The sequence below is a fragment of the Ectobacillus sp. OTK genome (assembly GCF_059698935.1).
In genome coordinates this window covers 781317-794286 of record NZ_AP048547.1, presented here as the reverse complement: position 1 = coordinate 794286, position 12970 = coordinate 781317, and the positions used below count along the sequence as shown (strand labels likewise).

9 protein-coding genes are annotated in these 12970 nt (G+C 39.6%); 3 read left to right on the top strand and 6 right to left on the bottom strand.

Annotated features, from left to right (window positions below):
* Positions 1-197: 197 nt before the first annotated feature.
* Both AC6HZ4_RS03975 and AC6HZ4_RS03970 read right to left on the bottom strand, forming a co-directional pair.
* Complete coding sequence (locus tag AC6HZ4_RS03975) at positions 198-1655, bottom strand: catalase (protein WP_497493744.1); 1458 nt, start codon at positions 1653-1655, stop codon at positions 198-200.
* 291 nt (positions 1656-1946) lie between these two features.
* The gene (locus AC6HZ4_RS03970; RefSeq protein WP_497493743.1) at positions 1947-2813 is read right to left on the bottom strand and encodes a pentapeptide repeat-containing protein; all 867 of its coding nucleotides are present in this window, start codon (positions 2811-2813) and stop codon (positions 1947-1949) included.
* A 606-nt stretch (positions 2814-3419) separates the two neighbouring features.
* Here AC6HZ4_RS03970 and AC6HZ4_RS03965 point away from each other — a divergent pair.
* Positions 3420-3512 carry a helix-turn-helix domain-containing protein gene (locus tag AC6HZ4_RS03965; protein ID WP_497495591.1) on the top strand — a complete coding sequence of 31 codons (93 nt, stop codon included), beginning with the start codon at positions 3420-3422 and terminating at the stop codon, positions 3510-3512.
* 80 nt (positions 3513-3592) lie between these two features.
* On the opposite strand, the gene AC6HZ4_RS03960 is transcribed toward AC6HZ4_RS03965, so the two are convergent.
* The gene (locus AC6HZ4_RS03960) at positions 3593-4693 is read right to left on the bottom strand and encodes a serine hydrolase (RefSeq protein WP_497493742.1); all 1101 of its coding nucleotides are present in this window, start codon (positions 4691-4693) and stop codon (positions 3593-3595) included.
* Positions 4694-5083: 390 nt separating this feature from the next.
* Between AC6HZ4_RS03960 and AC6HZ4_RS03955 the strand changes: the two genes are divergently transcribed.
* A complete protein-coding gene (locus AC6HZ4_RS03955) occupies positions 5084-6154 on the top strand; it encodes an AI-2E family transporter (RefSeq protein ID WP_497493741.1) in 1071 nt (356 codons plus the stop codon).
* A gap of 96 nt (positions 6155-6250) precedes the next feature.
* Here the strand turns inward: AC6HZ4_RS03955 and AC6HZ4_RS03950 are convergent, their stop codons facing one another.
* From AC6HZ4_RS03950 to AC6HZ4_RS03940, 3 genes are all read right to left on the bottom strand, one after another.
* On the bottom strand, positions 6251-7612 hold the full coding sequence (locus AC6HZ4_RS03950; RefSeq protein WP_497493740.1) for a glycoside hydrolase family 3 N-terminal domain-containing protein: 1362 nt from the start codon (positions 7610-7612) through the stop codon (positions 6251-6253).
* A gap of 154 nt (positions 7613-7766) precedes the next feature.
* Positions 7767-9056 (bottom strand): MFS transporter, encoded by a 1290-nt coding sequence (locus AC6HZ4_RS03945; RefSeq protein WP_497493739.1) that lies wholly within the window; start codon positions 9054-9056, stop codon positions 7767-7769.
* A 131-nt stretch (positions 9057-9187) separates the two neighbouring features.
* Entirely contained in the window at positions 9188-11494 is a 2307-nt protein-coding gene (locus tag AC6HZ4_RS03940; RefSeq protein ID WP_497493738.1) for a glycoside hydrolase family 3 C-terminal domain-containing protein, read from the bottom strand.
* A 212-nt stretch (positions 11495-11706) separates the two neighbouring features.
* Between AC6HZ4_RS03940 and AC6HZ4_RS03935 the strand changes: the two genes are divergently transcribed.
* Positions 11707-12942 (top strand): helix-turn-helix domain-containing protein, encoded by a 1236-nt coding sequence (locus tag AC6HZ4_RS03935; RefSeq protein WP_497495590.1) that lies wholly within the window; start codon positions 11707-11709, stop codon positions 12940-12942.
* The last annotated feature ends 28 nt before the right edge of the window (positions 12943-12970 follow it).

Below are 12970 nucleotides of genomic sequence, written 5' to 3'. Positions count from 1 at the left end.
GATTACTTTTCGCCGCTTTATAGCTTTAACTGAAAATAAAATGGCTGCACGATACCTGGGGAAGGAGCAGACAAAAAAACATGACGCACAAAATGGGGACTTTTGTACATCATGTTTTTTCATCTATATAAAGTTAGAGGGAGTAAGACTCTATATTGCCTCAGCAGCCATCTATACCACAAGTGAGATCCTTTAGATTAAGGCCGCGGCAAGAAAGCAGACAAGTCAACACTCAAAGCTTCAGCCAACCGTTGACCGTATTCCTCATCGGCACGGTAGAAGTTACAAATAGCTAACAGTTTTGTTCTTTCATTTACTTCAGCTAAATCAGCTGCAAGATTCCTAATTAGGTTTGCCTTTTCCTGCTCAGAGTAGCTTCTATAACGCTCTCCAGCTTGCTGAAAGTCGTTTGTTTTCTCAATCACTTGACGTCCCGCATGACCGTGCATTGCCGGCGCACTTTCCTGATATTGCGGAGCCTCTGCTATCTGCGGCTCTGTTACATAGCTGTTTGGCTCATAGTTAATCGGTGATGACTGCTGCTTCGTTTGCATGAAGCCGTCGCGCTGGTTGTTACGAACCGGCGCGAATGGGCAATTTACCGGAATCTGCAGATAGTTCGCACCTAAGCGGTAGCGTTGTGTATCTGGGTAAGAGAACAAACGTCCTTGCAATAATTTGTCTTCAGAAGCTTCAATACCAGGTACAAGCGCGCTTGGAGAAAATGCGGATTGCTCCACTTCCGCAAAATAGTTTTCAGGGTTACGGTTTAATGTCATTGTCCCCACCTTCAATAGCGGATATAAATCCTCTGGCCATACCTTTGTTGGGTCACATGGATCAAAGTTCAATTGATCATAGTCAGAAAGCTTCATCAGCTGTACATATAAATCCCATTTCGGATAATCGCCGCGCTCAATTGCCGCATACAAATCCTTTGTCGCATGGTTAAAGTCACTTTTTTGAATTTCAGCAGCTTCTTCTGCCGTTAAGTTGCGTACACCTTGCTGAGGCTTCCAGTGGTACTTCACATAACGAACGTGCCCCTGGGCGTTTACCCATTTAAATGTATGCACACCTGAGCCTTCCATTTCACGGTAATTCGCCGGAATACCATAATCAGAGAATAACCACGTTAGCATATGCGTAGACTCAGGTGTTAACGTCATGAAATCCCAATAGCGGTTTGGATCCTGGACATTTGTATGCGGAGCCGGCTTCAAGGAATGAACCATATCCGGGAATTTAATGGCATCGCGAATAAAGAATACCGGCAAATTGTTTCCAACCAAATCATAATTGCCTTCCTCTGTATAAAACTTTGTCGCAAAGCCGCGCGGATCGCGCAATGTCTCTGGTGAACCTGTTCCATTAATAACTGTCGAAAAACGCACGAAGACAGGGGTTTCCTTGCCTGCTTCCTGTAAAAACGCTGCTTTCGTATAAGTGCTCATGCTATTTTCAACCTGAAATACACCATGGGCACCTGCACCTCTTGCATGAACAACACGCTCAGGAATTCTTTCTCTATCAAAATGCGCCAGCTTCTCCAGCAAATGATAATCCTCTAGAAGTGTAGGACCACGCTGCCCCGCAGTTCTTGAATTTTGATTATTTCCAACTGGAACACCTTGATTTGTAGTTAAAAATGACATTGAAATTCCCCCTTACCATTGAGAATGATTATCTTTATTGAACTAACTTGTTAACTTGATTATACATTATATAATTTTAAAATCAATACTTATTTATAATAATTATAAAGTAGTTTTTATTATAGAATAAGAGATAGAAACATATTTTAGAAACAAAAAAATAGAATACGAGTACACACGCTTATCAAGACCTAGAATTTGAAAATGCTGAAAAACAAAGGAAATTTCTTTGAGCAATAAAAAAACACCTCTGTTTTTACAGAGATGCTGCATTCAATTAATGAAAAGATATTATTTGCCAGCTTTAAACCAATGATCGGGAATGCTTAAAGAGGGCGGTAATTTAGTATTCCTATCGCCCTTAGCCGAGTTAACCTGTGCTTGAGTGAGAAAGATGCTTCCGGTGAGATTAGCACCGCTTAAATCAGCGTCTCTTAAGTCTGCACCGATAAGATCAGTCACTCTCATGTCAGCTTCTCTGAGGTCAGATGCTATAAGCAAAGCGCCTCTTAAGTTCGCTCCTCTAAGATCAGCCCCTCTTAAATTTGCACCGATAAGGTCGCTTCCCCTGCCTATTTTGTTCTGTTTTTTTTGATTTTTATTTTTCCTAAGCGAAACTTTTGCACGTACTAGCTCACTTGTACGTAGAAGCAGCTCATTAACAATCGCTCTATGAGCCGGTACATCAAGGTCTATAATAGATTTTGGACTTAGATTAGTGAGATATTCTGTTTCTTTGAGAGCAGCCTGCAAATCTTTATAAATAGGTTGAGCATCCTCTAAGCTAAGCGCTTCATTTAAGTAACAGAGCATTTCATGAAGCTGCTGCATAATGGGAAATACATCAAACATTTCCTTAGCTAACGCTGGGTTATCCCGCCAATCATTTCCATCATAAGTGACTTGAGATACCTTTTGACCCGCACCAAAGCATTCATATACAGCACAGCCTCGAAACCCTTTTTTTCTGAGATTTTTATGAATACTACAACGATAATCTGATTGCAAGTTTGGGCAAGGAGTACCCCCATCCTTATCAAATGCGAAATCAGCAGATTTTGCATAAGGCAAAGCCACACAGCACAAACCAAAACAATTTTCACAATCTGCACGTAAACTATTAAGAATATTGTCGTTATTTGTTAATTGATTAGACAATACTTACACTTCCTTTTCTAATGAGAAATTACTTTGTATATTTCCTTTCTTCTTTTACAACCTTTCTTGCTCCTATGAATTTGTGTACAACAGCTTGTACGGTCTGACTATGAATCGTATGTAACGCTTTTATTGCCGTTTACAGTTCTGATTAGGAAATCTATGTTCCATAGATTTGGTAATAGCATTGGGCTATTGTTTCCAATGCTTTTGTTGCTCCGATGACTGGTGTATTTGTCAGAGCCTTCCAACTCAGTTGGAAGTGGATGGTTTTTATTTCCGGTATCATCCTATTCATTAAAAAGTTGTTTCTTTATCTAGGGATTTATAAACACTTTTGGTCGAAAACTTTCTATACTGAAGTAGCACTCATTGTAGTGTACACCATCGCAAAAAAGCTGTATATCAAACTTAAAAGAAATTTAACACCAATTGTTCGTTTTTTAACTCTGTATCTTACCTATAATCCTAGTCATACTCGATATCTACGATCGCTTTATACTAGATCAATTTACAAGGTTATACAAAGAGCCTCCCTAGGCGATTTAACAAAAGAAGTTGAGATTACAAATAGTAACCTTTCAGTATTAGAAACAAGCAAAAGCTATACATTTTCCACCCCTGAATGCATTGTGTAAAGTATTAGATTATCAACCAGGTGACATTTTAGAGTGTCTAGAAGATGAATTCTGTGACTAGTTCAGGGAGTAACGAAAAAAAGAGCGGATCTTAATGTTCTGCTCTTTTTGTATACTTAATTATAGGATCTTACTTCCTTTTTACTGTGTTGATTCTAGAGCAAGTGATGGATCCCTCATAATCTTTAACAAGAAAGAATTCATATTTTTTGATAGTTTAATCCTCTCTACACTATCTAGATTATTTCCTAAAAATACAACCTCTGTTTGGTTCAAGTTCTTATCAGTTGCGTATGCAGCGTTTGTTAGAACAAATAAGGTAGATCCTCCTTTTTGTCCAGCGTGATGCAACCAAGCTTGATTGTTAGGGTTATTCATAACAGATTCCAGTATGAAGTCTAATTGAATTTGAGTCTTGTTCGAGAATGTATTCTTCTGATTAAGTATATGCATAAGCTGTATATAATCCGATGCACTTGCCGAAGGTAGACGATCAGACCAAATCTTTTGAAATGATTTGTCTAACAAGAGCGGGATTGAAGCATTTCGGAAGTTGTTATCTTGCTTCATCTGTTGCTGCAAATGCAGAGCATGTTCTCTATACTCTTGAAATGACATATTTTGTATGAATCTTAACAATTCCCGCTTAGATGTAATTTTTTGCTTTAGTTGAATATATCCAGGTATGTATAGTGCTGACGTGATAGGAAATATGGGTGTATGGCTAGTAAGATTAAATTCTTTTATCACAGCGTTAACATTATCAATCCCTAAACGCTCAAGAAGGTAATCCGTGTTTGCGTTTGAACTAAACTGCATCATCCCTTTGGCTATATGCTTAATCGCTATCCTATGCTCGTGAATATTGCCTTGTGAAGTTTCATAGTCAATCCAAGATGGATGAGCATTTCCATCAGTATTCTTAACATAGTACCTTTCTAATTCTGACAATGCGATGCTCTCTTCAGGATCAATGTCTCCTGATTCAATTTGGGAAGCATAAGCAATAGCAATAATATATTTCATCGTACTAGCAAGCGGAAGTACTGCATTAGGGTTAACAGAATAAACGACCCTTCCATTTCGTTGAATGACCAGTGCACAAGTATTTTTTGATTGATACTCTTTTAGATAACTAAATATGTAGTCGGGATCATCCTTGTCTAGAAAACGTTTTGCAGCATATAGGATACTGCCCGCTGCGACGCAAATTCCACCGCCAATCCATAAAATTTCTTCCATGATTAGAAACTCCCCTTTTGTCATTAATATCATTATATTATATTTTATTGCACTATGTATTTGGCAACTAAAAGGGATTTTCCGAATTACTTTTCTATGTTACTTATTTTCTTTTTAATTTGTTGTTTGCGATCATTTTATTTGTTAGTCAACTGAAAGATAATGAAACGAGAAAAAGATTTGTCTTTTCATTTTTCTCCCCCTTGAAGCCCTTGCTCTTTTATTCCATTCTAACATCAAAGACTAAATGTATTGAAAAAGATTCCCCCTTATATTTACCATAAAATCCTATAATTTCTTTAATAAAAATGATAAGATTGCAAGATCACTCACAATCTTTCTATAATGAGGAAGTACAGGAAAAATTGATAAGAAGGAGCGAATACCAAAATGGGGATATCAAACACGCGTTGGTTTCGTGTTAGTATAGGAATCATCTTATTTCTCGTCATCATCTGGCTCATGAATGAAGTGAAGTTTATTTTTACACCGCTTATTATATTTGTACAAACCTTGTTTACACCATTTTTAATAGCAGGCGTTTTATTTTACTTATGCCGGCCTCTCTTGTACTGGCTAGAAGAACGAAAAGTGCCGAGGAATATCGGGATTGTAGTTATCTTCTTAGTGATAGCCGGCCTTTTCACATTTGTTATCTCTTTTATTGGACCAATCATTCAAAAGCAATTCGTAAATCTAGTCCAAAATACGCCAAAGATGGTAGCCTCCGTACAAGAAGGTATTCATTATTGGCAAGCACATCAAGAATTTATTCCGCAGTACATTAAAGATGGTGTTACATATATTACCAATAGCCTTGGAGACATTGTTGCTGTGACCGGCTCATCCATCGCTACATTTCTAAGCAATACTGTAAGCCTCCTTGTCGCGCTCGCTATTGTCCCATTCATTCTATTTTACTTGTTAAGCGACCGCGACAAATTTGTTCCAAGTGTAACTCGTTTCTTTTCGAGCTCGAAAGCAGATTATATACGCGGGATTTTAAGTGATATGGATAAAGCATTAGCCAGCTATATTCAAGGCCAGCTTATTGTGAGTACATGCATTGGTGTATTGCTGCTGATCGGCTATTTGATTATCGGTCTTGATTATGCGCTATTGCTAGCCATGTTCGGTATGGTTATGAATATCATTCCGTTTCTCGGTCCGTTTTTGGCGGTTATTCCTGCTATTATTGCCGCCTGGCTGCAGGACCCCATTATGGTTTTGTATGTCATCATCATTATGTTTGCCGCCCAGCAGATTGAAAGCAGCTTTGTGTCTCCGCTTGTCATGGGACGCGCGCTGAAAATCCATCCGCTTACAATCATTCTCCTCATCTTAGTTGGGGGAAATTTGGCAGGGGTGCTCGGGATGATTTTAATTATTCCTACATATGCAGTATGCAAGGTTGTTGTGCAGCATAGCTATCGGCTGCTGAAAATCAATAAAAACACCTGATCCTTCGTAATGAAGTGAATCCTTAAAATAGGACACACATAAAATAGACTGCCTGTCCCCCCGTATTCTACAGTGGACAGGCAGTCTATATCATTCTTATATTATTAGTTCAAAAGCTGCCTCTTTCACCTCTTTTGAATTCGTACCAATATAGATTTTAAATTCCCCTGCCTCCGCTTGATAAGTCATGTCGGCAGTATAATATTTTAAATCCTCCTCAGTAATCTCGAATGTAACTTCTCTGCTCTCACCTGGGTTCAAATAAATCTTTTCGAATCCTTTAAGCTCTTTAACTGGGCGTACAACGCTCCCATTTAAATCTTGGATATAAAGCTGCACTATCTCTTCAGCCAGTCGTCTCTGGACTTCAGGCAGTTCTATGTCCATTCTGGATGCAGCTTCTCCTGACATATCGCTGCTTTCTCCCAGAGCAAGAATGACTGTATCCGCTTGCCTTGCTTGCCGGACTGCCTCCTCAAGTCCTCCATCGATTTCGCTATCTACCTTACAGCCTTCTGCAGCACCATAGGCGATGAAGTGTTTCAAGCAAGCAATAATGGTTTCCTCGCTAAATAAGCTGTCTCCTTGAAATCCCTCCACCTGCGCTTTTGCTATCAATGAGCCTAAGTACGGATCTTCGCCGGCGCCTTCTACGACCCTTCCCCATCTGGCATCTCTTGTTACATCCACCATCGGTCCGTAATTATAGGTAATACCGGACGCTGAAGCTTCCTTTGCAGAAATAGCACACGCCCTTTTGATTCCATCCATATCCCAGCTTGAAGACCAAGCTAACGGTACAGGGAAAATCGTTTGGTGGCCGTGAATAATATCAGCATTGAAAAGAAGAGGAATTCTTAATGGTGATTGTTCAATGGCGATTCGTTGCAGCTCGAAAACTCTATTAATATCAAAAGCACCTAAAATAGAACCTACCTTGCCCTCCGCAACCAATTTTTCCGGCGGATCAGACTCCACATCCCCTCCGAATGCAAAGTTTGAGGCCAAGCATTGGCTCATCTGTCCAACCTTATCTAAAATTGTCATTCTGTTAAGGAGCTTTTCTACTTCGTCTCGAATTTCTTCTTCCGTTCTTTCTCTTATCGTTCCAACCTTTCTATATTTTTGTACTTCATCCATGAGTACAGCAGCTAGTGAAGCCCCTTCTCCTTTTTGTCCCTCAAATTGCAATGTTCCTAACGGATGCAAGTTCAAGATCCCTGAAAAAACTTCCCCTTCAAAGGTAAGTTCAACCTCTGCTGCTTCTTCTGAAAAAAACTTATAATGCCCAGATGCGCGTAGTCGATTGCCTTCCACTGTTATCATATTAAATTCTATATTCATAGGTAGAGGTTCGGTCTTCACTGTTAAACGATATGCCTCATGTTTTTCAACTGTAAAAATCACTTTCAGTTTAGCAAACGGTGTTTGTAATACCGTATTCCAGATTCCAATCATTTGATTCTCTCCCCTACTATTGTTTGTTAAATATAAATTACAGAAGATGGCCCATTCCGTAAGGTGGAGTGGGCCAGATAAAAAGATTTCAGGAGGTCTAATATACTTCGAAATAGACTGCTAATACATGATTCTTCATTTATTCATGCTTACATTATTGTACAATAGCTGATTTTCCAGTTGGCACTTCGCCATTTTTTTCAGATGACACTTCTGGAACCTTCAATACTGCAATACCACCCAAAATTCCAAGTGTACCAATAACAGAGAACAATAGCTCATACCCGCCCATGCCAAGCAATACCGGAGTTATAGCTGGAACAATCGATTGCGGTAAAGCGTTTGCAATATTTAATATGCCAAGGTCTTTTGCTGCATCATCCTTATTAGGAAGCACACGCGTTAGAAGTGCCATATCTACCGCGTAATAGACACCCGAGCCAATTCCCATCAAAACAGTGGCAACTAAAACAACCGTAAAGTTTGGAGCGAATCCTTGCACAATCAATGCAATTCCCATCAATGTACCTGCTCCGATGACAAATGGTTTCTGGCGTTTGAAGCGGTCGGAAATAAATCCTCCTACGACACTAAACAGGAATGTAAGAATGGTAGAAATAACGGTTGTTAGCATTACCTTACTTCCCAGCTCTTCCGGCGAAAAATGAAAACGTTCAGCTAAGAATACCGAATTGAACAAACCAGCTGCTGTACAGAACAAAACTAGAAATCGTGCTAACCATGCATATGCAAAGGTTGGATATTTTCGAGGATTCGGAATAACCTTCCATAAGCTGAACTTTACCTGCTCTTTTTTTGCTCTTCCAGACCCTGTATATCCTGCGTCACGAATTAAACTGATTGCAATAATAGACCCAACAATTCCGATTAGTGCTAATACTGACCACTTTGTAACATCTGATTGCTGACTCATAGCATTCGCCAATGAAATACCAATAAGCGGTGATACTGCAGGAACAGCACCTACGATGCCTGAAATAGAACCGCGGCGTGATTCCTCTACTTGATCTGCCAATAAGGCATTATTTGCCGCTAAAGTGCAGTTAAAGAACGCTTGTGCACAGGACCAAAGCAATGTAACTTGCCATATCTCTTTAGAAAGGCCGATTCCCAATAGGGAAGCTCCCCCCAGTATATTTCCTGCTAGAATCCAAGTCCGGCGGCGTCCAAATCGAAAACGGGTGCGATCGCCAATGGCACCGGCCACAGGATTCGCAAGCATGGCGACAAATGCTCCAACCGAAGTAACCGAAGCCAAAGCACCAGCCACATTATCAGGTGCTATTACCTGAAGTTTTAAAGTCAACAATAATATAATCGGCGGCATAAGGGCAATAAAAGTGGCGGCGTTCGAGACAACAAGAGCCGAAATGAGACGCTTAAATGGTGTAATAGGGTGCAAATTTTGTTGTGTAGTATCCATGTTTTTTCCTCCCAAAAAAGGTTTTCGATATTTACAAGAATTTCGCAAGAATTTTTCTTTATGGCCTGAGCCCCGGTCAGCAGCTGAGTGCTAACCGAGACTTAAGATATTCAATACAAACCTTGATTCATTTAAGAGGCTGATACATGTTCTTTTGCTTGATGTTCATTTAACTGCTGAATCATATCCGTTAGCATTTCCTCCGTGAAGGCACCTTGGCTGAAATTAACCATGGCACGCAACGGCATATATTTCATCATTGCTTCCATCATTTCAGATGCATCTCCCTCATCTTGGGCTGCATCGGCAAGTGGGTTATTTTCATTTGCTTTCGCCAACAATTCCTTAGCTAACGGCGCAAGGGTTGGATCGCTCAACAAGTCACCAACTGTCGTATTTCTGTGAACCGGCTTTTTAATAGAAACTGTTGATTGAACAAAGATGCTATCTTTTAAGACAATATCCTTAGACGATTTCCCAATTAGGATTTCAAAATCTCCCGTTTCCACATGCCAATCCTTCAGCTCAACGTTGTAGTAAGCAAATGCTCGTTTATCTAACAGGAATGTTACTGTTTTCTCCTCACCCGGTTGTAACTCGATTTTTTCAAAGCCTTTCAGCTCTTTTTCAGGTCTTATTACACTGCTTGCCGTATCTTTAACATATAGCTGTACAATTTCTTTTCCTGCCACGTCGCCGGTATTTTTCACATTTACAGTGACTGTAACCGTTTCTGTATCCCTCATGTCCTTTCTGCTGATGGAGAGATTACTATATTCAAAGCTCGTATAGCTTAAACCATAACCGAATGGGAATAACGGCTCAATGTTCTTTGTATCGTAGTAACGATATCCAACAAAAATACCTTCCTTGTATTCGACTTTGTCTCCTTCTCCAGGGAAATTTAAATAAGAAGGATTGTCGCTTAGTTGTTTCGGGAATGTCTCTGCCAATTTTCCGCTCGGATTAGCGTCACCGAATAATAAATCGGCAATCGCTCCGCCAAGGGCCTGTCCGCCCAAATAGCCCTCAAGCAACCCTTTCACCTTATCAATCCAAGGCATCTCGATTGGAGCACCGTTGCTTAATACGACAACAATATTGTTATTGGCTTCTGCCACAGCCTCAAGTAATTGGCGCTGATTTTCTGGTATACGTAAATGCTCTCTATCATATCCTTCTGATTCATAGCGGTCAGGAAGCCCTACAAACAGAATGACTGTATCAGATTGGGCTGCGACCTCCTTTGCTTCCTGCACTAATGATTCTTCCAGCACATCACTATTAAGCTGGTAACCATCAGCATACAAAACAGTTGCATCGCTGCCTGCTGTTTTTTCAATTTCTTCTAGAATATTTTCCAGCTTTGTTGGTTTAATATGGGAACTTCCGCCGCCTTGGTATCTTGGTTTCTTCGCAAATGCCCCAATGACAGCAACTGTGCCTTCTTTGTTCAGCGGAAGGATCTGTTCTTCATTTTTTAGGAGAACCATACTTTCTCTTGCCACTTCTCTTGCCAGCTGATGATGGGCATCTTTGTCATAGACAGCGTTTTCTTTTTTGTTATCAACCGCTTTAAAGATGATATTCAATAATCGTTCCACTGCTCTGTCTAATGTTTCTTCAGAAAGCTCGCCATTTTTTACAGCATTTACAATCTTTCGGTCACCAATATCGCTGCTCGCAGGCATTTCAAGTTCTAGACCGTTTGCCAAACCTGTCGCGCGTTCGTTTACTGCCCCCCAGTCGGAAACGACAAAGCCTTCAAAGCCCCACTCTTCTTTCAAAATATCATTTAACAAGTATTGATTCTCTGATGCGTATTCTCCATTCACTTTGTTGTAAGCAGCCATGACTGTCCAAGGTTGTGATTGCTTAATAGCGCCTTCAAAGCTAGCAAGATAAATCTCACGCAGTGTTCTTTCATCAACAACCGCATCTGTTGACATCCTGCGATGCTCCTGATTATTGACTGCAAAATGTTTGAGGGAAGTTCCTACTCCCTGACTTTGCACGCCTTTAATATGATTGGCTGCCATTTCAGAGGATAGATAAGGATCTTCCGAGAAATATTCAAAGTTTCTTCCGCAAAGCGGGGAACGTTTAATATTTGCGCCAGGTCCAAGAAGAACTGCTACATCCTCAGCCTGACATTCTTCTCCTAAAGCAGCTCCTACTGTTTGAATCAATTCCCTGTTCCAGGAGCTTGCCATTCCGACAGCAGATGGGAAGCAGGTTGCGGGAACGCTGTCAAAAAGCCCTAAATGATCGGCTCCTTCCCGTTGCTTGCGAAGCCCGTGGGGACCATCTGTTACCATAATGGACGGAATCCCCAATCGTTTAATTCCTTTTAAACGCCAGAAATCTAATCCAGAACATAAACTGGCCTTTTCTTCTAATGTCATTTGTGAAATAAGTTCTTTCATATCTCTTTGCATAACAAACCTCCAAATGTTAACGCTTCCAGAAAGCGTTTTCTTAAACTTTCTTAAGGCGATTATATATATTTCCACACTCAATTTATGGTATATTTTTAATAAAAATAGTGTTTTTTTAACAAAACATTAGATTGCTTTATCTTTTTCAGTGTTTTTTGAGAGTTATGAAAGGAATTTAATTCAAAGATTTTAAGGGGATTTTGCTAATGAATATGCTTCTTGTATTAGACGATGTGGAATATATTTGCAAACTTATGTACGAATCATTTAAGGTTCCTGTTTTTTTCATTGATGAAAAAGGGGAAGTAAAGCTTGAATTCTCTTCTAATTATATCCATAACCCTTTATACCCCTCTAAAAAAGATGTCTTACATCAATTATTTAACCCTGATGATCCTCACCAATTTCCCGTACTTAAATCAACAAACTATATGGAAAACTTTTTTTCGGTTTCCCTAAGGAAGGATAATCTATTTAAAGGGACTTTCCTGGTCGGACCATCTATTTATTCGAAGCCGTCAAAAGACATGCTGAAGGGAATCATAGCTGACCTCAACATAAGTAAAGAAAAACATGATGTAATTCATTATTATCAGTCATTGCCTGTTTTGAGCAACTCTAGGTTAATACATGCCAGTATGCTTCTTTACTACATGATTTACCACGAAAAATTAGATACAACGATGATCCTTCAGCAAAACAAATCATTAGAAAATAATCCTATAGAAATAGAGAATGCTGATGTAGATATCTCAAATAGACGTCAAAGTATGTCTTTCCATCACGATCCTTTATATGAGAAGAAGCTCTTTCAATGTATTAAAGAGGGACGTAAAGAGGAGTTAATCCAACACTTGAAGCTGTCGCCTGAAACAGGGGAATTAGGTATTTTATCAAAAAGAAGCCATTTAAGAAGCCAAAAAAACTTGGGCATATCAGCCATTACACTAGCAACACGGTTTGCTATGGAAGGCGGGCTTCATCCTGAAGTTGCCTATACCCTCAGTGATTTGTATATACAAAATCTCGAAGAATTGAAAGAAAGTAAAGCTGTAACTACCTTACTCGACGAGGCATTGTGCGATTTTGCAGATCGTGTACAAGAAAGCAAAACCTACCAATACTCAAAATCAATCAGTGCTTGTCAAAACTATATTTTCACTCATCTTTATGAGGATATATCTCTTTCCGACCTTGCCTCCGTTGCAGCCATGCATCCAAATTATTTGTCCGCTCTGTTTAAAAAGGAAGTCGGAATTTCTTTACGTGAGTACATCCAACGCGCAAGAGTAGAAGAAGCAAAAAATTTAATAACTTTCACCAATTATTCCTTATCAGAGATCTATACACTTTTGAACTTTCATGACCAAAGTTATTTTACGAAGATCTTCAAAAAATTCACAGGCGTTACTCCACGATGTTTTAAAAATAAACAGATGAAAACATAGCATAAGATTAGGTAATGCATTCAAACAA

What these genes read in the sequence shown, in the direction of transcription:
- AC6HZ4_RS03975 (WP_497493744.1), bottom strand. Translation starts at nt 1,655, where the DNA reads ATGTCATTTTTAACTACAAATCAAGGTGTTCCAGTTGGAAATAATCAA.
- AC6HZ4_RS03960 (WP_497493742.1), bottom strand. Translation starts at nt 4,693, where the DNA reads ATGGAAGAAATTTTATGGATTGGCGGTGGAATTTGCGTCGCAGCGGGC.
- AC6HZ4_RS03955 (WP_497493741.1), top strand. Translation starts at nt 5,084, where the DNA reads ATGGGGATATCAAACACGCGTTGGTTTCGTGTTAGTATAGGAATCATC.
- AC6HZ4_RS03950 (WP_497493740.1), bottom strand. Translation starts at nt 7,612, where the DNA reads ATGATTGGAATCTGGAATACGGTATTACAAACACCGTTTGCTAAACTG.
- AC6HZ4_RS03945 (WP_497493739.1), bottom strand. Translation starts at nt 9,056, where the DNA reads ATGGATACTACACAACAAAATTTGCACCCTATTACACCATTTAAGCGT.
- AC6HZ4_RS03940 (WP_497493738.1), bottom strand. Translation starts at nt 11,494, where the DNA reads ATGCAAAGAGATATGAAAGAACTTATTTCACAAATGACATTAGAAGAA.
- AC6HZ4_RS03935 (WP_497495590.1), top strand. Translation starts at nt 11,707, where the DNA reads ATGCTTCTTGTATTAGACGATGTGGAATATATTTGCAAACTTATGTAC.